We start from the raw sequence: 21,506 nt of genomic DNA, 5'->3' as shown, positions 1-21,506 counted from the left end.
ATTCGCTTTCGATCACGGTCTCCGGCAGCGTGCCGCAATTGAGCGCGACGAAATTGCCCTTGGCGCGGCGGCTCCAGCGGTGCAGCAGGTTCGCCACCACCTCCTTGCCCGAGCCGGTCTCGCCGGTTACCAGCACATCGACATCGGTGTCGGCGATTTGTCTGAGCGTCCGGCGCAGCCGCTCCATCGCCGGTGTCTGGCCGATCAGCGGCAGGCCTTCCTGCGCCTGCTCGGCCGCCTCGCGCAAGGCGCGGTTCTCCATCACAAGGCGGCGTTTTTCCGCCGCGCGCCACACGCTTTGCGCCAGCCGGTCGGCTGCGAAGGGCTTGGTGATGAAATCATAGGCGCCGTCCTTGATCGCCTTGACCGCCATCGCGATGTCGCCATGCCCGGTGACCAGGATGACGGGGATATCCGGGTCGAGGTCGACCACGCGGTCGAAAAGCTGCAGGCCATCCATTTCGGGCATGCGGATGTCCGATACCACTACCCCGGCAAAGCTCGCGTCGAGGTCGGCGAGTGCTTCTGTTGCCGAGGCAAAGGCTGAGACAGCAAAGCCGGCGAGCTCCAGCGTCTGCTTTGTCGCCTTGAGCAGGTCGCTGTCGTCATCGATCAGGATGACCGGATTGCCGCTCGTCATGTCGGGCCAGCTTTCGAGAGATGGATGGTGAAGCGGGTGCCCTGATCGCTGCTCGCCACCTCGATGCGCCCGCCATAGTCGGCGACGATGTCCTTAGAGATGACGAGGCCGAGCCCGAGCCCCCTTTCCTTCGACGTGTTGAACGGCGTGAACAGCGATTTCAGGATGGCGGGCGGGATGCCCGGCCCGTTGTCGGACACGATCAGCGCAACGTCGTCGGACGTTTCTGAGGCGGACACTTCGACCCGTGCGTCGCTGCGACCCTCCAGTGCTTCCAGCGCGTTCTGGAACAGGTTGATCAGCACCTGCTCGAGCCGCAGCCGGTTGCCCAGCACCTTGAGCGTTGGCGGCGGCAGCGCGATCGCCAGCGCCTCCAGCCGGCCGGCAAAGCGGCTCCTGAGCAGCACGACCGCACCCTCGATGACGCTGCGCAACTCGACCGGCTCCGCCGCCGTGCGGCCCTTGCGGGCGAAGGCCTTCAGCTCGTCGGTGATCGAACCGATCCGCTCCGTCAGCGCGGCAATGGCGCCGAGGTTCTCCTCGGCGGACGCGGTCTGCTTGCGATCGAGGAAGACGCGCGCATTGTCGGCATAGGCGCGGATTGTGGCGACCGGCTGGTTGATCTCATGCGCGACGCCGGCGGCAACCTGGCCGAGGGTCGCGAGACGGTTGGCCTGTACCAGATCCTGCTGCATGACCTGGAGTCTCGCTTCGGTGCTGCGGTGATCGGCGATTTCGGCCTGCAGCCGGTCGCGCGCCAGGCTGAGGTCCTGGGTGCGCTCGACGACGCGGCGTTCGAGCTCCGCTCGCGCCGCCTGCTCGGCGGCAATCCGCATCTGGGCGGACTGGCGGCGCCACAACAAATAGGCGGCTAAAGCGAGGAGCGGAACGAGGACGCCGAGCGCCAACAGCCGCATTTCGCGCTGCGCCGAGGCAATCGGCGCCTCCGCCGGAACCAGATAGTCGAGCCGCCAGGGTGTCGAAGGCACAGCCGTGGACAGCCGCAGATATTCCGCGTCGCTGCCGCCAGGGGTGATTGCATGGACCAGCGCGACATCGCCGCTGAGCGCCTGTGGCTTCGTGATCGGCAAGGGCACCAGCGGCGCGTCGCCGAACTGCTGGCTGGCGCGGATGTCAGCCATCGCCGCGGCGGCCAGCGGCGCCGTCGTCATGAAACGCCAGGAAGGTACGCTGGTGATCAGCACCACGCCATGCTCGTCGCTGACATAGGCCGGACGGCTCGCCTCGTGCCAGTCGGCCTCGAGCTGGTCGAACTCCATCTTGACCACGACGACGCCGAGCGCAGCGGAAGCGCCGTCGACACGGCGCGAAATGTAGAGGCCGGGACGCTTGCTGGTATTGCCGAGCGCGAAATACTCGGCGGTGCCGGACTGCATGGCGCCGGAGAAATAGGCGCGAAAACCATAGTCGTTGCCGACGAAGCTGACCGGCTCGCGCCAGTTGCTGGAAGCGATCGCCAGCCCGTCCGTGCCGGTGACATAGAGGACGGAGGCCTTGGTGCCGGAGACCAGCCCTTCCAGCTTTCGGTTGAGCACTTCGATCGAAGCGGGGCTGCGCTCGGTGAGCGCGTCATGCACCTGCTGGTCCTTGGACAAAAGCAGCGGCAGCGCGCGCGGATTCTCCAGCACCGCGCGCAGCAGCGCGACCTTGAGGTTGGCGTCGGTGCGGCCTTGCGCCGCCAGCGCCTCGATCTCGGTCGAACGGCCATAAAGGCCGGCGCCGTAGAGCGCCGCAAATACGATCAGAAGCGCGATCGCCGTGAACAGCAGCCAGGCGCGCCGCGCCCGCCCGGCGAGCAGTTCGGGCGTCAAGGAGAGGGCAGCGGCGGGGCGTTGCAGCATGCCGCATTTGTGCATGATTTCGCACAAAGCACAATTCGATCTATGCGGATCGCCGCACGGTATTCTTAGGAGTCGAGGATCGCCGGTTCGAAAAAACCAACAGAATCAATGAGAGACGCTTCGAGGCGGAAACTGGCACGCCCATTGCAAATGCATCCACAGCAGCCGCGAGGCTGTGGAGGTCAACTGCCCCAGGGAGGTCGAGCTTTCTCGATCGGGGCTGAACGGAGGATACGATGCAGACCGCAGTCGCTGCCGCGGAACCGCGCGGCAAGGTTCCCTTTTACCGGCATCTCTATGTGCAGGTTCTGGTGGCGATCGCCGCCGGCATCCTGCTCGGCCATTTCTATCCCGATTTCGGCGCTTCGCTGAAACCGCTTGGCGATGCCTTCATCAAGCTGGTCAAGATGGTCATCGCGCCGGTGATCTTCCTCACCGTCGCGACCGGCATCGCCGGTGTCTCCGACCTGCACAAGGTCGGCCGCGTCGCCGGCAAGGCCATGGCCTATTTCCTCGTCTTCTCGACGCTGGCGCTCGTCGTCGGCCTCGTCGTCTCGAACGTCATCCAGCCCGGCGCCGGCATGCACATCAATCCGGCGACGCTTGATGCCTCGAAGGTCTCGACCTTCACCGAAAAGGCGCATGACACGACCATCGTCGGCTTCCTGATGAACATCATCCCCGACACCATCACCGGCGCCTTCGCGCAGGGTGATATCCTGCAGGTGTTGTTCTTCTCGGTGCTGTTCGGCGTGGCGCTGGCGCTCGTCGGCGAGCGCGGCCGTCCGGTCGTCGATTTCCTGCAGGCGCTGACCGCACCGATCTTCCGCCTCGTCGCCATTCTGATGAAGGCAGCCCCCATCGGCGCTTTCGGCGCCATGGCCTTCACCGTCGGCAAATACGGCATCGGCACCATCGCCAACCTGGCCTTCCTGATCGGCACCTTCTACCTGACGTCGCTGCTTTTCGTGCTGGTCGTGCTGGGCGCGGTCGCATGGTACAACGGCTTCTCCATCCTGGCGCTGATCCGCTATATCAAGGAAGAGCTGCTGCTGGTCCTCGGCACCTCGTCGTCGGAGGCCGCACTTCCCGGCCTGATGGCCAAGATGGAACGCGCCGGCTGCAAGCGCTCGGTGGTCGGCCTGGTCATCCCGACCGGCTATTCCTTCAACCTCGACGGCACCAACATCTACATGACGCTTGCAGCGCTTTTCATCGCCCAGGCGACCGACACGCCGCTCACTCTCAGCGACCAGATCCTCTTGTTGCTCGTCGCCATGCTGAGCTCGAAGGGCGCCGCCGGCATCACCGGTGCCGGCTTCATCACGCTAGCCGCCACGCTCTCGGTCGTGCCTTCGGTACCGGTCGCCGGCATGGCGCTGATCCTCGGCGTCGACCGCTTCATGTCGGAATGCCGCGCGCTCACCAACTTCGTCGGCAATGCGGTTGCGACCATCGTCGTGGCGCGCTGGGAAGGCGAACTCGACCAGAAGCAGTTCGCCGCCGCCATGGCCGGCCAGTTGCCGGAAGAGGCCGACCTGGCGCTGTCGGGCGGCCTGCAGCCGGCCTGACATTCAACCTCGATGCTCATTCAGGCCCGGACCGGATTGCCGCCGGACCGGGCCTGAACAGCCATGGTGTGGCGATGGCGAACGGCACGCTCGCCACGACAATGGCCAAGAGGCCTGAAAGTCATCCGGCCACCACGACCAACGGCGGCAATGAGATCAGCTCCTCCCTGTACCGTGATGTGCTGAGGTCGATTTCCGCTGCCAAAGTGTCCGCTCTGTTGATGTCGTCTACCGACCAACCAAAAAAGAGCAGATTTGTCAGTTCACGTGCAAACGCGCTGTGGTCTTGGGTTACTGTGCGCATCAGAGCCGAAACGGCCGTTCTTGCAAGCGCGATTTCTGCAGCCGTCGGCCCTTGCGTTACAAAGGAGTCGATTGAGGAGCGGATCGTGGATAGTGTGCCATTCAGATCCTCCTTGGCGATGGCTCCGAATAGCACGAAGAAGCTTGCGCCCAGGAAGAAGTCGAAGTGGTACTGCAGCCCGTATGTCTTTCCCGTGCCATTGCGTACCTCGCGAAACAATCTGGCGTTTTCATCGCCCGCAAGGATGTGGGCCAACATCCTTGCCGCCAGCCAACTCTCTGGCTGTGACACTGAAACGCTGGCGCTTCCAATGCCGATGACCGCCTGATCAGGCGTGTCGGTCGAGACTGTGATTGGGGTTGGGGCGATCGGCTTGAACTCGACGCCTTCAATCTTCCGGGACGGGTATCCTTTCGGCAATCGACCGAAGAGCGCGTCCACAAGTGAACCGGCTTCAACTTCGCTGATGTGCCCCACCACGCTGACGATCAGCCGGGACTTTACCAGTCGTTCACTGTGCCAGGTCACCACGTCTGCGGCTGTGATGTTCTTCACCATTTCAGGGTCAGGAATGACCGATCTCACATAAGGGTGAGGCAGGCATAAACCGTCAAGAAAGGCCTGCTGGGCCTTTGTGTATGGCTCGGCTGCGTGCTCAGTTAGCTGGTCGAACACCAACTTCTTGATGTCGTCGAGCATCCTTTCTGAGATTTGAGGCATAGCGAGAAATTCTCGCGAGTGGTGAATGATTTCGAGAATGCTTTTCTTCGGTCCCACCACTAGCCCGAAAATCGCCTCAGGTTCGGCGTTAAGGACAAAAGTACCCTCCAGGTCAGTCAGCGTTTCGGAGATTTGGCCCCCGGTTCGGTTGAGGGCGCTTTCGAGCAGCATCCGCGGCGCCACGAGCGAGGTGTGGGGTCCATCCTCCGGATCGTGCGCGATGCCGCCCCGGAACGCAAATCCGATAGCCGCCGACTGCTGCGTCGAGCTTGGCTGGAAGAGAAATTGGATGCCGGTCGGGCTGTTTGAGAGAGCAGCTTTTAGCCTTGTTTCAGTTGATGCCCTTGCTTTGAAAAGGTTGCGCCGCAATCCACCGATCAATGTTCGGAAGTGCTTCGTCATGTTGCCGCCTCCGGCTTAAGGATCAACGCTCCGGCGCGCAGCGGCTTGCCGATGGTGGCAAGCCAGGCATTTATCCCATCGGACGTCAAACGCCTCAATGTGTCCCTTCGGTCCACTGCGATGTCATACCCGCAGAGAAGGATCTCTTCACCAAGCGCAACGGCAAAGTCTCGGGAGCTTTCAGCGCGGTTGTCCAAGAGCTTGATTTCACGGTCCCGCAGCCGCCCGAAGGTCGCAGGATCGAGCCCGGTTCGTAGAAAACCATCAAAGTATTGTTGCAGACCCCGTGAGAGTTCCTCTCCAGAAACTTCTCCTGCGGCCAGCGCATCCGTGGTCATGCGCAACAAATTGTTCGGGAACGGTTCCAGCCATATCTCAAGCTTGGCAGCCAAGCGCGATTTGTCGACCAGTTCGTGATGAGGACTTCCCGGCAACCTGCTCGCAAGAAAGCCTGCAAGGATGGATCGCATGGCGGGCTGCGCGGCTTCTTCCGCTGAGGGTTGTGCCAGCATTTTGTGAAGGACGCGCTCCCGTTGAAGAGAAGGTACCGGTGCAGTCATCTCCAGGAAACCGGTCGTTGCCGGAGGCTCCCCCTCAAGCGCCAGCCACGAAGCAGAGCCTCGCAGCCCTCTCTTCTGCCGTTCAGGTTCGGCATGGAGGCTGAGGGAGCCAATTCGGGCCGACCGATACTGGGAACGCAACTGCCGCTCCACTATTGGGCCAGCATGGTTGCCGAGGATAACTGTCAAAGTGCGCGCGGCAGAATACTGCTGCCGGTGGAATTCGTTCAGTCCCCTCCCAGTAAGGGCCTCTATGCCCTCGATCGTGCCCATAGGCCATCGCTCGAGGAAGGAGTTCGAAAACAACTGCGCGTCGAACGCGCGATGCTGTTCCAGTTCCGCAAAGGCAGAGCGGTACTGATAGATCTCCTGTCTTGTAATGGATTTCTCGGTTTCGATAAGCTTGGGGGAGAGGTTCCGTAGCTCTCGCAACAATCGGAGTTGGTCGATCGCTTCAATGAGGCGGCCCTGAGCGACCTTCGCGTCAAACCGAGTCCAGAAAAATGATGTAAACGCATTTGCGGAATAAAGTGCCGTGGGAGCCGTTCCGTAGGATTTTCCGGCTGCCGACAGAAGATGCTCAAGAAGATGTGCCGCCCCAGGGATAGGGTCGGCCGCGCTTCCGACAGGGACCCAATGATGGACTATGTATCCGTCGACGGCAGCAGTCTCAATGTACAGTACCGCGCTGCTGCGGGCGTCATGTACATCAGGTGCTATCCATCTTCTAATCGAGCTCAGCATGGCTTCTCACAGTCCTCATTTCGGCGGCCGGGGGAGAGGTCCATGTATCGGATACGCTGCAAGTCCTTGCTCCCGGCGCCCAGGCTCCGGCGGATCACCGCTCGGCAAAGCCTGTCGCCTCGTTTTGGTCTTCAGGATCAGAGAATAATCAGAGGTTTCCAGCACCTTGCGCATAATTTTAGGAAAACTGTGACTTCGACCTGAGCTCTTGCATCCGGCCAATATTACCGTCGCGCTCGGTGTCCGTGTGCATGACCATCAGTTCTGCAAGCCCTCCGCTACTCATATTGAATACACGATCAGCGATTCTGAGCGTGTCGGGGCGATGAGCGATGACAACACGCGTAATATTAAGTTGCGTTAGGTTGTCATTGATAGCGCGTTCAACCTGGAGATCGAGGTGCGACGTTCCCTCGTCGATAAACAGAATCTTTGGCTGCCTGTACAGGGCACGAGCGATCATCAGACGCTGTTTTTGACCACCTGAAAGCGCGCTTCCCATATCGCCGATCAAGCTGGCGTAGCGCATGGGCATGCTGTCTATCTCGTCATGGATGCAAGCAAGGCGAGCGCAGGCTTCGATGCGTTCGAAATCAAGTTCGGTATCAAAGAAGGCGACGTTCTCAGCGATCGTTCCCGACAACAGCGTGTCATCTTGCATGACAGTGGCGATGTTGGAAATGAAATGGTTTCGAGCGATCCGGTTCAGGCCGATACCGTCATACGAGACTTCTCCAGACAGAGGGCGCTCCAACCCGAGCATCAGCTTGAGAAGTGTCGTCTTGCCTTCGCCTGACCGACCGGTGATCGCGACCATTTCGCCAGCGCTGATCGAGAGGGATAGATCGGAGACAATTGGCGGTTCATCTGGATGGTACCGAAACGAGACTGTGTTCACATTTATGGAGCCAGAAATTGAAGGTCGCAGGCCGCTTTCCCCATCCTCCGGCGAAGCAAGGGCCAAGTCGGCTATACGGTCCAGATGGACGGAAAGGGTGCGCCACACTACCAAGGCATCAACCGCGTTTTTTGCGGTTCTGCCGAAATAGACCTGGTAAGCGATGAAGGACATCATCATACCGATGGTGAACGAGCCTCCCATGGCGGCGCGGGCTGTGACAAAAACGATGAAGGCTGCCCCGACAGAATCGATCAGGTCGGCTACGGATCGAATGGCCGCATCGGCGGCGCTGTGGCGAAAGTTGGCATCCGTCATATCCGTCAGACGAGTTTGCCAGCGCTCAAAGCGTTCATCCTCGCGTCCAAACAGCTTGATACTGCGGATCGCCCGTATCGTTTCCAGAAAGAGGGTTTCTTCTCGCGCCTCGGTTGCCAGCTTGTCTTCCGTCAGCAGTCGCCTAATGCGGATGGTTCCGAAATGGAGAATGCCCTCGAGGCTGACGATACCCACGACGATCAGAGCAAAATTGCTGCCGTAGAGAAAAAGGACCGCAAGGGCGATTGTGGCTGCAACGGTGTCGACAAGTGCGTCCAGGGCTGGGCCCGTAAGAAATGCCTGGACCGTATTCGTGGAGTTGAATCGGGAGGTTACATCGCCCAAGTGCCGTTGTTCGAAAAAGGCCGAGGGAAGTTTCAGCATATGCCGAAACAAGTTGCTCATCAATCCAAGGGACAGAGACTGACCAATCTGTAGAGTTATGATCCGACGCTGAAAGAACGCCGCACAGTTGATGATTGCTAAACAGGTGAACCCCGCAAACAGGACGTTCATGAGGTCAGTATCAAGCCTGGTTACGGCTTCATCGACCGCAAGTTGAAGATATAGCGGTGCGACGACGGCGGCCACCTGCAGCAATATCGATAGCAAAATAATCTGCGTAACTGTAGGAGTCACACCATAGAGGTGTGACCAAATGGATGAAAGCGAGAGCTTTCTTCGTTGGTCCCGCGCCACGAAGGTGCCGCTCGGCCTGAATTCGGCAGCGATCCCTCTTGAGCGCTTGGATAGCTCCTCCCACCCAATGACCGTGCGTCCAATTGCTGGGTCGTGAACCACAGCTCCTTTTCTTTGGACTTTGACCAGCACCACAAAGTGGTCGTCGTCAATATGGAGCATGGCGGGCAGCTGGAGCTTCCTGAGATCAGAGAGCCGGGGGACCCTGACCGCACGTCCCTCCAAACCGTACTGGCTCGCAAGCTTGAGGACGGTCTTGAGCCGTGCGCCTTTCATTGACGGCGGTGCGAGTGAGCGCAGAGAGCCAAGATCGATCCTCCAGCCCCAATAGTTCGCAATCATCGCGATGCAGGCTAGCCCGCACTCGGCCAAGGTCGCCTGCCGAATGACCGGTGTTCTGTACTTTGCGAATCCGCGCCACCGCGGGCGAAAGGTGTCCGTCATACCCGAGCCCACAGCTCCCTGACCGAACGCAAGATCCACTGCGCGAGCGTCTGGCGATCCAGGATTATATCGGCACTGAGTGTGAGACCGGGTCGAAGGGGGATTTCTCGGTCACCTGACCTCATGGTCTGGTTTTCGATGGAAACGGTAACGCGATAGCTCGGCTCAGCCAATGAGATTGTCTTTCGAAGCTCGTCCGGCCTTAAGATTGTCTCCGAAACCGAAGCAACCTTGCCCGCGGCAAAGCCGTACCGAACATAGGGGAAAGCGTCGTAGGCGATCCGCACCGGCTGGTGTGGCTCAACGAAGGCGATCACCTTGCTCGGGACGTACATCTCGGCAACGAGGACAGACGTCTCTGGCAGAAGCGAGATCATGGTCAAACTCGGATCCACCGTCTGCCCGGGGGCAACCAGAATGGTGTCCACCGTGCCGTCAACGGGCGCCGTGACCTGGAAGGCCATTCGTCCTTCCGCTTCCGTTCGTCGTTGGCCCAGTTCAATCAGCGATTGCCGCAAGTCTGAAATTCGAAGTTCGCCTTCTATAGGCGCCTGCTCTCTGAGCCCTCGAAGCTCTGCCAAGGTCGCTTCATTCTCGTGGAGGGAATAAAGCAGAGTCTGAACCGAAATTTCGGCGTCGCGCAGCGCGGTCTCGCGTCTTTGTATTTCAGTGACGCTCATCGCGCCGGACTCTCTCAAAGTCCGACCTGCCGACAATTGCTCTTTGAGGACGGCAATCGTCTGCTGCTGAAGTTCCACTCCGCTCCGGACGGCCACAACCTGTTGCGCTACAGCGTCAATGCGCTCCGTATATTCCGTTACTTTCTTACCGACTTGAGAACCAATGGATTGAACGCGACTCCGTAGCTCAGACTCGGCAACTTTGATTCGGTCGATCTCAGATTCAGCGGCCGGTCTGCCGTTCACGAGACTGGGATCCGGATCGACATAGATGAGGACATCCCCTCGCTTCATACGTTGCCCCTCATGTACGACAATACGCTGTATGCGGCCGGGTCGAGGAGCATTGATCCGCATGATTTGAGGATTGGCGATGAGAAATCCGTTTACTTGCTCTCGTCGGGAAAATTTCGCCGACAAGAGGAATGCCGCTATCACAATGGAAGCGAAGATAAACACCCAACAAACACTGGCCCAGGTTTGGCCCGGGCCAATGTGGATGTCGCCGAATATGTTCGCGTTCCTCTTTAGGCTCAAGGCCATTGCTCAAGAGGCATCTTGCAGACGGATGTGAACTTCAGGTTGTCTTCAACTGCCTAGTGAGCTTCGCAAGTGGCCCTCCGTGTCCCTGCTAAAAATCAGCTTGAGGACAAGTTGAACCACGAACAGAACAACAAGAAGCGCCCAGTTCTTCGAGACGGGCTCGATCCAAGGAAAGAATATTGCTGCAAAGGCGACGCATCCATATGCTGCCAAGGCGGTTACTGCCGACTCTTTTAGCAAGTGAAACAATACCATCATGACTGTAGCTCCTAAGGTTGGGTGATGCCTTACACGCCTTGTCCCTTGGAGAACTCGGCGTCCTCAGCCCAAAGTTGCTGCCAGTTCTGTTCGCCAACGAAAAGTCCGATCGTGTAGCAGATGCTTTCGCCCACGACGCGAACAATCTTGCCTTTCCAATTCCCCTTCTTGCGAAGACCCATCCGATAAGCGAGTTCTTCGGCTCTCCAGACCGCCAGCGGATATATGGTTCTTTCGGCGAGGGGAGATCTCCGCATCAGACGGACATAGGGGATAGCCCAATATTGATACCCTCTCACGGTACGTGGCGAGAGACGAGTGGCTGTGAATTCGAGGTCAGCTCGCCAAGTTTCCCGATCCAGCATGCCCTTCCGGAAAAAGTGGGTACAGATTACGCGGCCGCTCGAAGCACCGGAACTACCCGCACCTAATGCGCTGAGGCCGCCGATCGCAAGCGACTTGCCGGGCGAAATCCCGGAGAGAGACGCAATTCCGGCGCCCGATACAAACGCTCCACCTGCGGCGTCGGCGCGACCTTTCCAACCCGCCCCAGCGATGTCGTCAAGTTCCTCCGCAGAAAGCTCGAAAGGATTGTAGCTGTCGGAAAATGTAGCGGATTGGTCCATGCTATTCATGTCGAATTCCTCGCTCAAATCCATTGAAACGCGAAACCCGCCCAAGCCGAAGCTTGCACGTTTTGGTTGTACGTTCAAGGGCTAGAATGGACAGGCCGAAATTTGCGGCTTCTTCACGAGATGCACTACCAGGCACAGCAAGACTCTTCCCGAGTTGCTCGTGAAGCTCTTTCAAGCCCTTAGGTATGACCTCGTTTGTGTGGCCTCGGCGGCATCCGGCCCTGAGCCTGTGCGACTTGCAACCGCCTGCGGATCGGCGCGCTGGGAAAAGAGACTCGACCGGGAGATGTTCGCCGCCGCCATGGAGAACGCGTTGGCGGTTGAGGGCGATCTCTCGCTGCGGGGCAACGGACCGCCTGACCGCTCCGGTAGATTTTCCGCCAGGGACTGTTCAGGGTCGCGACCGGTCACCGGCCGCGGCCTGTTCTTTTCGCCAGCCGCCGCATAGGTTGCGCTCAATCGAACTGAAGGCCTGTGCATGAGCAGCATGTTTCCCGAAATCTACCTTGTCCGCCATGGGGAAACGGAATGGAGCGCCTCGGGCAAGCACACCGGCCGCACCGACATTCCGCTGACCGCGAGGGGCGAAGAGGCGGCGCACGGCATTGCCGATCGTCTCCAGGGTCTGACTTTTCAGGCGGTCTGGTCGAGCCCGTCACAGCGCGCCTTCGATACCTGCCGGTTTGCCGGTTTCGGCGAACGCGCGGTGAAGAAGGCCAACCTGCAGGAATGGGATTATGGTGCCTATGAAGGCATGACGACGAAGGAGATTCTTGGCCGGCGCCCAGGCTGGCAATTGTTTCGCGACGGCTGTCCGGGCGGCGAGACAGCGAAGGACGTCGGAACCAGGGCCGATGCGATCATCGGCGAGGCTCGCGCTGTAGCCGGCAATGTGCTGATCTTTTCAAGTGCGCATTTCCTGCGCGTGCTTGCGGCGCGCTGGGTCGGCCTGCCGCCGCAGGGCGGCGCCCGCTTCGTGCTCGATACCGCAAGCCTTAGCATCCTCGGCTACGAGCATGATCCGACCGAGCCGGTGATCCGCAGGTGGAACCAGAAGTAGCGATCGCGGGCTCCCCCTCATCCGGCCGCTTCGCGGCCACCTTCTCCCCGGTGGGGAGAAGAGGTTGACTCGGCGCCATCCGGCTCCTCTCCCCTCGGGGAGAGGTCGGATTGCCCCGAATTGCTCTTTGCAATTCGGCTGGCAATGCGGGTGAGGGGGATGCTAGGCACGACTCCTCTCGCCCGACAGCATCGCCAACTCCTCTGTCGTCAGATGCCGCGCCTTGCCTTTCGCGAGATCGCCGAGCTGCAGGGCGCCGATCGCCACCCGCACCAGCCTGAGCACCTCGATGTCGAAAGCGCCGAGCAGGCGGCGGATCTGGCGGTTGCGGCCTTCATCGAGGACGATCTCCAGCCAGGCGGTGCGCCCGCCGCTGCGCAGCAATTCGATCGCGCTCGCCGTCAGCAGTTCGCCGTCCGCGACAGCACCTTCGCGAAACCGCCTGAGCATCGCCTCGTCAGGGGCGGAAGCGATCTGCACATGATAGGTCTTGGCGACATGCGAGGCCGGATCGAGCAGCCCGTTCGCCCAGCGCGTGTCGTTGGTCATCAAGAGCAGGCCTTCGCTTGCCTTGTCGAGGCGGCCGACCGGCGAGACGAAGGGCAGCTCCAGATCGGCAAGGCAGTCATAGACCGTGCCGCGGCCTTCGGGATCGTCGCGCGTGGTGACCAGCCCGCGCGGCTTGTTGAGCATCAGATAGACCTTGCGCTCGGCGGCGACGCGCTCGCCATCGACGGTGATGCGGTCGCGATCAGGATCGATGCGTAATGATGGGTCGCGCGCCACCTTGCCCGCGACCTGCACGCGCCCCTCGGCGATCAGCTGCTCAGCCTGCTTGCGCGAGCAAAACCCAAGCTTCGACAGCGCCCGGTCGAGGCTGACCTTCCCGGCAACGGCTCGCCGGGGCATCTCGCGTGGTTGTCGCATAGGCTTGCGTGTCATCGGCCGACAGATGCCACGCAGGGCAATGGGACCGCAACCCGCCCCCGGTCCATCCATCGTCAAGACACGGGCGCGCACCCGAGGTGGAAGACCAGCCTTGCGGGAGCAGGCAGCGCGGCCTGACCGCTGTCATGGTTCCGGCGGCGCGCTCAACCGCCGGTAAGCGACACCGTCGAAGGTAGCCGTCACGAAGCTCTTGACCGACATCCTGCGCTTGCGCCCGTCGCTGCAGGCATAGATCGGCCAGCCGGCCTCGCTGCATTCGTTCGCCGCGCACATGCGGGCAAGGCAGTTGCCGATGGTCAGCCGGAAGCCGCCCTTGCCGGCGAAGCCTTGCAGCAGGCTGCCGTCCGCCGAACGCCATGTCCGCTGACGGAATTCCGGCCGCAAGGCCGAAGGCTCGAGAGGGGTGGCGAGGTTGGCCGTGCCCGTGCGCGCCATGAGCTGAAGACGGTAGCGTGCCATTCCGGTCGCATAGGCGGTCACAAGGTCGGACTCACCCAAATAGGCGGCCGCCAGATCGGAGTTGTCGAGCAGATGGGGCAATTGCTCGCCTGCTTCTGTCGACCTCACTAAGGCAACAAGGGCGGCAAAGGCCAAGCAAGCGCGCAACATCTCGATTTCCAGCAGCCACATTTCCGGCGTGCCAGCGCCCCCGGCTGCCTTCCATACCATCTCGCCAATTGGCGCGCCGTGCAAGCCGCTGCAGGAGATGACCGGAACGTCTCAGCCGTTGGGAGAGGGCGGCAGCTCGAACAGGATGGCGCCGTTCTCCCGCCCTCGCTCGACATAGCCGATGATCCGGAACCATCTCGCGACGTCGGGTCCATGGAGCCAGCTGCGCGAGTGTATAGGAAGATTGCCGGCAAGTGCCTGGATATGGCGGATGTGGCGCTTGCAGAAGCGAACCGTTGCCGCGCTGAAGAAGTCCTCCTGTGCGGCAAACAGCGTGTCGGCCGCGTCGCCGTGCTCGTGCCAGGCAATGATGGCCACGGTCTTGTCGCCCTGGACCAGCGCATGAGCCCGGCCTTCCTTCAGGTTCATCATCAGATTGTCGTAGGCGGTCTTGCTGTCCTTGCCGGCCGCCAAATACTCGTCCGACATCCGCTTGGACAGATCACGGAAAACACTCTCGAGGTCTCCGACCGTCGCCGCTCGTGCTCTCATTTTTCCTCCTGAAAGCCCTACGGGCAGTTTGCCCTAAGGATAGGCATTCACCAAGCAAAGCAAATCCGCGATCGGCCGCATACGAGCAAATGCATTTCACCAGGCCGAGATCGCCGGTGCCGCCGCACCGGAGGTGCCGGTATTGACGGTCGGAGGCGTCTCCAACTGATCCGCTACGGCTTGCCAGCGATCGGCGAAATGGCTGCGGCCGGGGCATCGAGTCCGATATCGAGGATCGGGGCGCTGTGCGTGATCCAGCCGACCGAGATCAGGTCGACGCCGGTCGCGGCGATCGCAGGCGCCGTCTGCGCGGTCACCCGGCCGGAAGCCTCGGTGATCGCGCGGCCGCCAACCATCGCCACCGCCTGGGTCAACTGCTCCAGGGACATGTTGTCCAGCAGCACTGCATCGACGCCGGCCGCGAGCGCTATGTCGAGTTGCTCAAGCGTATCGACTTCCACCTCGATCCGCACCATGTGGCCGACGCCGGCACGCGCCCGCTCGATGGCCGTGCGGATATCGCCGGCAATCGCGATGTGATTGTCCTTGATGAGCACGGCATCGTCGAGGCCGAAGCGATGGTTGGCGCCGCCACCGGCGCGCACGGCGTATTTCTCCAGCGCACGCAGGCCGGGAGTGGTCTTTCGCGTGCACGCGATTTTTGCCTTGTGGCCCCGCGCGGCTTCGACGACCGCCGCGGTTTGCGTGGCAATGCCGCTCAGATGGCAAAGGAAGTTGAGCGCCGTCCGCTCTGCCGTGAGCAACGCGCGCGCAGGTCCGCGCACTGCTGCGACGACGTCGCCGGCCGAGATGCCGCTGCCGTCCGGGTGGATCACGGTGACTTCCGTCCGAGGATCGATCAGCTCGAAGGCGAGGGCGGCGGCATCGAGACCCGCAATCACGCCCGGCTGTCTCGTGGCGAGCACCATCGTGGCGGTCGCATCCGCCGGAACGATCGCGTCGGTGGTGAGATCGCCGGCGCGGCCCAGATCCTCGAGCAGGGCCGCGCGCACCAGCGGCTCCATCATCACGCGCGGCAGCGGCGTCAGCGTCATGGTCAAGCCCTCCTGTCGAGCAGCGCTACGGTGTCGGATGCCGTGTCGGAAAGGATCGCCGCCGCTTCGAGCGTCTCGTCGAGCGTCAACCGCAGCGATTGCGGCTGCGCATCGCGCCGGGGGAAATCGGTCCGGAAGTGTGAGCCCCGGCTTTCGTCGCGACGGAGAGCAGCAACCGTGATCATCAACGCGATCAGCGCGGGATCGGACGCGGCATCATCACCGGCGATGATTGGCACGAGCGTCCTTGCCGCGTCGCGTAGCCTCTCGCCGTCGCGCTCGATGCCGAGCGCGTGCGAAGCGATCGGGCGGATGCGCGAGGCATCCGGTCGCGGCGGCACGATAGCCGGCTTCAGCCGTCTATGCGCGCCTGGCGACGCGGCAGCGACGCTTGCCGCGATCCAGGCGGCCGATGTCACGGCCTCGATGAGCGAGTTGCTGGCGAGACGGTTGGCGCCGTGCAGCCCGGTGCGGGCGACCTCGCCGCAGGCCCATAGGCCGCGAAGCGAGCTCCGGCCTTCGGCGTCCACCGCCACGCCGCCCATGTGATAGTGGGCCGCGGGACGCACGGGGATCGGCTCCACGGCGGGATCGATGCCGGCTTGGCGGCAAAGCGATGCGATCGCAGGGAAGCGCTCGGCGAATTTCGGTCCGAGACACTGCCGCGCGTCGAGGAACACGCGATGCCCGGCCTCGAACTGGCGCCACACGGCTCGCGCCACCACGTCCCGCGACGCGAGTTCTCCCCCTGGTGTATCGGCGAGGAAGCGCCAGCCGCGCTCGTCGACGAGAACCGCACCCTCGCCGCGCACCGCTTCGCTGACCAGCGGCATCGGGCGCCGCGAGCCATCGAGCGCGGTCGGGTGAAACTGCACGAATTCGAGATCGGCAAGCTCCGCGCCGGCGCGCGCGGCAAGCGCCAGGCCCTGGCCGAATGAACCGCGCGGGTTCGTCGTATGATCGAACAGGCCGCCGATACCGCCGGTCGCGAGCACCACGCGGCCAGTCGACAGCGTCAAAGCTTCGCCGTTTCCAACGGCAAGCACGCCGGCGATTTCGCCGTCCTCGACAATCAGGCGCCGGACCTCGACGCCTTCGAGGATGGCGATTGAAGGCGTCCGTCGCACGGCGGCTGCCACCGCGCGGATCAATTCACGGCCGGTGGCGTCGCCGCCGGCATGGACGATCCGCCGGCGCGAATGCGCGGCTTCGAGCCCGAGCAGAAGCGTGCCGTCGGGAGTACGGTCGAAAGCAACGCCCAACCGCGCGAGATGCTCGATCGCTTGCGGCGCCGCCTCGACAACACGTCTTGCGGCCACCTCATCGCAAAGCCCGTCGCCGGCCGCGAGCGTGTCGGCAAGATGCAGGTCCGGGCTGTCATCGCTGCCGAGGCTCGCTGCGATTCCACCCTGGGCGAGGACGCTGGAAGCTTCGTCTCCCAGCGCGGTTTTGGAGACGAGGACGACCGGTTCCGGAGCGAGATGAAGCGCCGCCATCAGGCCCGCGATGCCGCCGCCGACGATGACCGGCCGGCCGTGGAGGTTGTGCATGGTCATATGGCGAGCATCCGCTCCACTGCCTGTCGTGCGCGTTCAGCGACGCCCGGGTCGATGGTGACGATGTGGCGGTTCTCCTCGAGCGCCGCGCGGATGTTGGCGAGCGTGATGCGCTTCATGTGCGGGCAGAGATTGCATGGGCGCACGAAGTCGACTTCAGGATGCTCGACGGCGACGTTGTCGCTCATCGAGCACTCGGTCATCAGCACGACGCGCGCCGGCTTGTGCCGTCCGACATAGTCGGACATCGCCGCCGTTGAGCCGGCAAAATCCGCTTCGGCGACAACCTCCGGCGGGCACTCGGGATGGGCGAGCACCGTGACGCCGGGATGCGCCTCGCGCAGCTCGCGTATATCGGCGGGCGTGAAGCGCTCATGCACCTCGCAGTGTCCCTTCCAGGCGATGATCTCGATCTTTGTCTGGGCAGCGATGTTCCTTGCCAGATATTCGTCGGGCAGCATGATCACCCGCGGCGCGCCGAGCGATTCCACCACCGCCAGCGCATTGCCCGAGGTGCAGCAGATGTCGGACTCGGCCTTCACCGCGGCAGAGGTGTTGACATAGGTCACGACCGGCACGCCGGGATAGCGCTGCCGCATCAGACGCACATCCGAAGCGGTGATCGAGTCGGCCAACGAACAGCCGGCGCCGAGATCCGGAATGAGCACGGTCTTGCCGGGATTGAGGAGCTTCGCCGTCTCGGCCATGAAATGCACGCCGGCGAGCACGATGACGTCCGCATCGACCAACATCGCCTTGCGGGCGAGCGCAAGGCTGTCGCCGACGATATCGGCCACGCAATGGAAGATTTCGGGCGTCTGGTAGTTGTGCGCCAGGATGACGGCGTTGCGTTCACGCTTGAGCGCAAGGATGGCGTCGATGTCGTCGGTGAAGGCCGGCCATTCGATCGGCGGGATCACCCGCCGGACGCGATCGTAAAGAGATGCAGCAGTCGAAAACGAAACGGGCATCGGCGCTCCAATTATTCTCTAAGTGAGTATAATTTGGGTATATACTTACTTTGAGAATAAGGGATGTCAAGCGCGCGATTGTGGCTATTTCGTCCCTGCGACAGCCCGCTCGTCGAGAACGGCGTGGCGAAAGCGGAAGAGCTTCGCTGGCCGCCCGACGGTGTCGGCAGCCGTCTCTCCGGTCTCCTCGACCAGATCCTGCTGCTCGATGAGGCGCCGGAAGTTCGGCTTGTGGACCAGCCTTCCGGAGAGCGCTTCCACGGTGCGTTGCAATTGCAGGAAGGTGAATGCGGGCGGCATCAGCTCGAACACCACCGGGCGGTATTTGATCTTCGAACGCAACCGCGCGATCCCGGTCGCCAGGATGCGGCGATGGTCGGTTATCATCGAGGCCCCAGGTACCAGTGGGGATGTGCTTCGCGCCGACCCGCGTGTTGCCTCCTCGATCAGGCCTGCCTCGTAGAGGAGCTCGTAACGCTGAAGGACGAGCTCTTCGTTCCAGTCGCGACCGTCAAAACCAAAGGCAATCGCTACCCGCTGTCGGCGCTCACGCCGCAATGAATCGTGATCCGCCTCGTCCACCCAGGCCAGCAGGCGCGACTGCAGTATGTCCGAAACCATCGGCGGGGCACCGGAACGGTGGTCTTCCCAGGGGAAATAGTCGTACCAGTTCCGCCAGGCACGCTTGCCCGATCCGGCGGGGTGCTCTGCGCGCGTCAGGGCAAGGTAGCTGATCGAGATCACGCGCTGCTGGCGCTGCTCGCCGATCCGGTCGCGGTCGGCGAACGTATAGAGCTGCTCGATATAGCCGAGCTGGTGACTGGTCTGCTGTTCCACCCATGCTCTAAGGCCAGACTGCAGGGAGCGATGGCCGAGCTCGAACGGCCCCGAGGGCAGGGCGTTGGCCTGGCCGACGGTGAGGACGCTCGGTCCCTGACCCGTCATCGCCACAACCACCGCGATCAGATCCACGCTGGCCTCGTGGGCCTTGCCTGGCGGCGTTTCTTTTCTGCTTGCTGCTGCCTGGCCTTTCATTGTCCCCCTGAGCTGTTCGGCCGGTTCGGTCTAGGGGCTGAATCAGATCACTCAAAAGGTGGACTGCACTCTTTCGTCCGTCAATGTTTCAGAACCATGCGCGCGAAGGCGAAATCAAAATGGCGAAAAATGGCGTCGAACACCGAGGCGCGAAAGCACATGGCTCTCAGCCCGACCTTGCAGCAAGGCGTCTCCTCTGATTCTCTGATATCGGTGGGGATCGCCTGATTCGTGTGTACGTTGTTCCGCATGGTTACGCGGCGGGGCAGCGGTGCCTTCCGTAGAGAGACCACAATGACTGCCAAGCCGGAAATCCTCGAGATGAGGCCTAAGATCACCGTTGTCGGGGTCGGCGGCGCTGGCGGAAACGCCGTCAACAACATGATCGCCGAAGGATTGCAAGGCGTCGAGTTCGTCGTCGCCAATACTGACGCCCAGGCGCTCACCATGTCGAAGTCGTCGCGACTGATCCAGTTGGGTGCGCATGTGACCGAGGGCCTGGGCGCTGGATCCTTGCCTCAGGTCGGCAGCGCGGCCGCGGAGGAATCCATCGACGAGATCATGGATCATCTGGCGGGAACGCACATGTGTTTCATCACCGCTGGCATGGGGGGCGGCACGGGGACCGGCGCCGCGCCCATTATTGCGCGTGCCGCGCGCGATGCCGGCATTCTGACGGTGGCCGTGGTCACCAAGCCTTTCGCGTTCGAAGGCAAGCGCAGGACCCAGGCCGCCGAGGAAGGCATAGAACGCCTTCGCGAGAGCGCCGATACGGTGATCGTCATCCCGAACCAGAACCTATTCAGGGTGGCCGACGCCAGGACAACATTTGCCGACGCATTTGCCATGGCGGACCGTGTTCTCTACGCCGGTGTCGGCTGCATCACGGATCTGATCGTGAAAGAGGGTCTGATCAATCTCGACTTCGCCGACGTCAAGTCGGTGATGCGGGACATGGGCCGAGCGATGATGGGAACCGGCGAGGCCTCCGGGGAAGGCCGTGCAAGGACGGCCGCCGAGGCTGCAATTGCCAACCCGCTCCTCGACGAAGCCTCCATGACAGGCGCCAGAGGCCTGCTTGTTTCGATTTGCGGCGGCATGGACATGACACTCTTCGAGGTCGATGAAGCAGCGACACGGATACGGGAAGAGGTCGACGCCGACGCCGATATCATCGTCGGCGCCATCTTCGATCAGGCGTTGGCTGGGAAATTCCGGGTGTCGGTCGTCGCAACGGGCCTGCGGAAGGGCGTGGACATGGCGCAGCTTGAGCAAAGGATTGCTTGAGGCCACGCGGATGTCCGATGGGGTTGCCCCCCCGATAGACGATTGCCTCTGCGTCACAGGAAGGCGTCTGTGGCTATGACCGGGGGCCGCCCGATAGCGAGGCGGCCGTTTACCTATGTCTGTGGGCCGGACAGGGGATCGATGGTAGCGGAGGTGCGCTACAAGCGTTCCCCACATTCCGAACCGGTGCCATTCGCATATCGCGTCGCGTCATGAAGTGGCAAATTGATCCCATTCGAGCCGCTCTCGCCGCGCTTTTTTGAACGGCAGTTTTGCGCCGCATCTCGGTCGTAGAGATCAGCCTTGCCGCCGCCCGAAAGCGAACATCGTCTGCGACAACACTGGAGGTCATGGTTGCGCCATCTCAGGACCTTCGGCGCCGCGATCCTGCCTGCCGGCGAGCAGACATTCAGCTGAAGCTCAAAAGCGGGCAGCAGCGAACGGACCTGGTTGTTGCTGAGTGTTTCAGCGCTACATGCATTCCGGTCCGCAGAGGGGCGTTCCGCTCCTGGTGAAGCCGCTCTAGGCCACGCCAACGATCGCCCGGCAACGCGCGCCGGCTGGCCAGAATGGATAGCCGCCGGGGTAACATCCGGCCTGCGGATTCAGTGGCTCTGGACGAAAGGAGCACGCGAGCTCCCGAAACGGCGTGGCCAGCGCAAGTGCATCTCACGCGCTAGCCGTATATCCATGGGCCGCGGCCCGACCGAGATCCGTCAGCTTGCGACGGCGCTGCGCAGCAGCATGAGCTCGCCGATGTTTTCGATGATGACATAGCCGACCAAACGGCCTCCGGCATCCACCACGCCGACCGCAGGTGCAGCCCCGCTTCTCAGGGGTTCGAGCGCCTTGATGAGCTTCTCATAGTCTCGCACCACCGGGATATTTGCGGCCATTGCCTCGATCACAGGAGCTTGACCACCGCGCTGCTGGAGGCCCGCGACAAGCCCCTCACGCGTCAGCACGCCGCGCAGCCTGCCGCCACCGTCGACGATCGGAAACTCGTGTTGCGTCGTGCGCAACAGCGCCTGTGCCGCCTCGTCGAGGGTCGCGGTCGCCGGCAGGCTTTCGAACCGGCTGATCATGACGTCGCGGACGTTAACGGCACGCGCCGCTGCCTCGAGCCCCATCGCCTGGGTTTCCGCAGTGGCGGCG

At 62.1% G+C, this 21,506-nt stretch carries 19 protein-coding genes; 3 read left to right on the top strand and 16 right to left on the bottom strand.

The window, feature by feature from the left end; genetic code table 11:
- Both EOA29_RS04630 and EOA29_RS04625 read right to left on the bottom strand, forming a co-directional pair.
- Positions 1-640: response regulator (locus tag EOA29_RS04630; protein ID WP_145969623.1), on the bottom strand; the 640-nt coding region annotated here is incomplete at its 3' end.
- Complete coding sequence (locus EOA29_RS04625) at positions 637-2,502, bottom strand: ATP-binding protein (RefSeq protein WP_126090244.1); 1,866 nt, start codon at positions 2,500-2,502, stop codon at positions 637-639. The genes EOA29_RS04630 and EOA29_RS04625, both read right to left, overlap by 4 nt.
- A gap of 236 nt (positions 2,503-2,738) precedes the next feature.
- Between EOA29_RS04625 and EOA29_RS04620 the strand changes: the two genes are divergently transcribed.
- Positions 2,739-4,073: a dicarboxylate/amino acid:cation symporter gene (locus EOA29_RS04620; protein WP_126090243.1), complete on the top strand. Its 1,335-nt coding sequence runs from the start codon at positions 2,739-2,741 to the stop codon at positions 4,071-4,073.
- 121 nt (positions 4,074-4,194) lie between these two features.
- Here the strand turns inward: EOA29_RS04620 and EOA29_RS04615 are convergent, their stop codons facing one another.
- The 5 genes from EOA29_RS04615 to EOA29_RS04595 form a co-directional block, all read right to left on the bottom strand.
- On the bottom strand, positions 4,195-5,499 hold the full coding sequence (locus tag EOA29_RS04615; RefSeq protein WP_126090242.1) for an insulinase family protein: 1,305 nt from the start codon (positions 5,497-5,499) through the stop codon (positions 4,195-4,197).
- Entirely contained in the window at positions 5,496-6,803 is a 1,308-nt protein-coding gene (locus EOA29_RS04610) for an insulinase family protein (RefSeq protein ID WP_126090241.1), read from the bottom strand. The genes EOA29_RS04615 and EOA29_RS04610 overlap by 4 nt, the downstream gene beginning before the upstream one ends.
- Positions 6,804-6,981: 178 nt before the next feature.
- Positions 6,982-9,201, bottom strand: a complete 2,220-nt coding sequence (locus EOA29_RS04605) for a peptidase domain-containing ABC transporter (protein WP_189478820.1) — start codon at positions 9,199-9,201, stop codon at positions 6,982-6,984.
- Positions 9,159-10,385: an HlyD family efflux transporter periplasmic adaptor subunit gene (locus EOA29_RS04600; protein WP_126090239.1), complete on the bottom strand. Its 1,227-nt coding sequence runs from the start codon at positions 10,383-10,385 to the stop codon at positions 9,159-9,161. Before EOA29_RS04600 ends, EOA29_RS04605 begins: the two co-directional genes overlap by 43 nt.
- 287 nt (positions 10,386-10,672) lie before the next feature.
- Positions 10,673-11,356, bottom strand: coding sequence for a hypothetical protein (locus EOA29_RS04595; RefSeq protein WP_189478818.1), 684 nt, complete (start codon positions 11,354-11,356; stop codon positions 10,673-10,675).
- Between the two features lie 400 nt (positions 11,357-11,756).
- On the opposite strand from EOA29_RS04595, the gene EOA29_RS04590 reads away from it, so the two are divergent.
- Positions 11,757-12,338, top strand: a complete 582-nt coding sequence (locus EOA29_RS04590) for a histidine phosphatase family protein (protein WP_126090237.1) — start codon at positions 11,757-11,759, stop codon at positions 12,336-12,338.
- A 162-nt stretch (positions 12,339-12,500) separates the two neighbouring features.
- Here the strand turns inward: EOA29_RS04590 and EOA29_RS04585 are convergent, their stop codons facing one another.
- The 8 genes from EOA29_RS04585 to EOA29_RS04550 all read right to left on the bottom strand — a co-directional run bounded on the left by EOA29_RS04585 (position 12,501) and on the right by EOA29_RS04550 (position 19,369).
- Positions 12,501-13,265 (bottom strand): pseudouridine synthase, encoded by a 765-nt coding sequence (locus tag EOA29_RS04585; RefSeq protein WP_126090236.1) that lies wholly within the window; start codon positions 13,263-13,265, stop codon positions 12,501-12,503.
- Between the two features lie 144 nt (positions 13,266-13,409).
- A complete protein-coding gene (locus EOA29_RS04580) occupies positions 13,410-13,826 on the bottom strand; it encodes a hypothetical protein (RefSeq protein ID WP_189350585.1) in 417 nt (138 codons plus the stop codon).
- Between the two features lie 180 nt (positions 13,827-14,006).
- Positions 14,007-14,447: a hypothetical protein gene (locus EOA29_RS04575; protein WP_126090235.1), complete on the bottom strand. Its 441-nt coding sequence runs from the start codon at positions 14,445-14,447 to the stop codon at positions 14,007-14,009.
- Between the two features lie 173 nt (positions 14,448-14,620).
- Positions 14,621-15,502 (bottom strand): carboxylating nicotinate-nucleotide diphosphorylase, encoded by an 882-nt coding sequence (gene nadC, locus EOA29_RS04570; RefSeq protein WP_126090234.1) that lies wholly within the window; start codon positions 15,500-15,502, stop codon positions 14,621-14,623.
- A 2-nt stretch (positions 15,503-15,504) separates the two neighbouring features.
- The gene (locus tag EOA29_RS04565; protein WP_127220299.1) at positions 15,505-17,058 is read right to left on the bottom strand and encodes an L-aspartate oxidase; all 1,554 of its coding nucleotides are present in this window, start codon (positions 17,056-17,058) and stop codon (positions 15,505-15,507) included.
- Entirely contained in the window at positions 17,055-18,029 is a 975-nt protein-coding gene (gene nadA, locus EOA29_RS04560) for a quinolinate synthase NadA (RefSeq protein WP_126090232.1), read from the bottom strand. The genes EOA29_RS04565 and nadA overlap by 4 nt, the downstream gene beginning before the upstream one ends.
- Before the next feature lie 84 nt (positions 18,030-18,113).
- Entirely contained in the window at positions 18,114-19,064 is a 951-nt protein-coding gene (locus tag EOA29_RS04555) for a hypothetical protein (RefSeq protein WP_126090231.1), read from the bottom strand.
- Positions 19,065-19,144: 80 nt separating this feature from the next.
- Positions 19,145-19,369 carry a hypothetical protein gene (locus EOA29_RS04550; RefSeq protein ID WP_126090230.1) on the bottom strand — a complete coding sequence of 75 codons (225 nt, stop codon included), beginning with the start codon at positions 19,367-19,369 and terminating at the stop codon, positions 19,145-19,147.
- On the opposite strand from EOA29_RS04550, the gene ftsZ reads away from it, so the two are divergent.
- Complete coding sequence (gene ftsZ, locus EOA29_RS04545) at positions 19,359-20,351, top strand: cell division protein FtsZ (protein ID WP_126090229.1); 993 nt, start codon at positions 19,359-19,361, stop codon at positions 20,349-20,351. The two genes, EOA29_RS04550 and ftsZ, sit on opposite strands and share 11 nt — an antisense overlap.
- A 716-nt stretch (positions 20,352-21,067) precedes the next feature.
- Here ftsZ and EOA29_RS04540 read toward each other — a convergent pair.
- The coding region (locus tag EOA29_RS04540) for a CBS domain-containing protein (RefSeq protein ID WP_127220297.1) at positions 21,068-21,506 on the bottom strand (439 nt) is incomplete at its 5' end.

It is taken from the genome of Mesorhizobium sp. M1E.F.Ca.ET.063.01.1.1, assembly GCF_003998155.1.
GTDB lineage: Bacteria > Pseudomonadota > Alphaproteobacteria > Rhizobiales > Rhizobiaceae > Mesorhizobium.
This window is presented reverse-complemented; position numbering and strand designations above follow the sequence as displayed.

Coding starts and splice junctions, on each gene's coding strand:
- EOA29_RS04625 (WP_126090244.1), bottom strand. CDS start 2,502: ATGCTGCAACGCCCCGCCGCTGCCCTCTCCTTGACGCCCGAACTGCTC.
- EOA29_RS04620 (WP_126090243.1), top strand. CDS start 2,739: ATGCAGACCGCAGTCGCTGCCGCGGAACCGCGCGGCAAGGTTCCCTTT.
- EOA29_RS04615 (WP_126090242.1), bottom strand. CDS start 5,499: ATGACGAAGCACTTCCGAACATTGATCGGTGGATTGCGGCGCAACCTT.
- EOA29_RS04610 (WP_126090241.1), bottom strand. CDS start 6,803: ATGCTGAGCTCGATTAGAAGATGGATAGCACCTGATGTACATGACGCC.
- EOA29_RS04600 (WP_126090239.1), bottom strand. CDS start 10,385: ATGGCCTTGAGCCTAAAGAGGAACGCGAACATATTCGGCGACATCCAC.
- EOA29_RS04590 (WP_126090237.1), top strand. CDS start 11,757: ATGAGCAGCATGTTTCCCGAAATCTACCTTGTCCGCCATGGGGAAACG.
- EOA29_RS04585 (WP_126090236.1), bottom strand. CDS start 13,265: ATGCGACAACCACGCGAGATGCCCCGGCGAGCCGTTGCCGGGAAGGTC.
- EOA29_RS04575 (WP_126090235.1), bottom strand. CDS start 14,447: ATGAGAGCACGAGCGGCGACGGTCGGAGACCTCGAGAGTGTTTTCCGT.
- nadC (WP_126090234.1), bottom strand. CDS start 15,502: ATGACGCTGACGCCGCTGCCGCGCGTGATGATGGAGCCGCTGGTGCGC.
- EOA29_RS04565 (WP_127220299.1), bottom strand. CDS start 17,058: ATGACCATGCACAACCTCCACGGCCGGCCGGTCATCGTCGGCGGCGGC.
- nadA (WP_126090232.1), bottom strand. CDS start 18,029: ATGCCCGTTTCGTTTTCGACTGCTGCATCTCTTTACGATCGCGTCCGG.
- EOA29_RS04555 (WP_126090231.1), bottom strand. CDS start 19,064: ATGAAAGGCCAGGCAGCAGCAAGCAGAAAAGAAACGCCGCCAGGCAAG.
- ftsZ (WP_126090229.1), top strand. CDS start 19,359: ATGACTGCCAAGCCGGAAATCCTCGAGATGAGGCCTAAGATCACCGTT.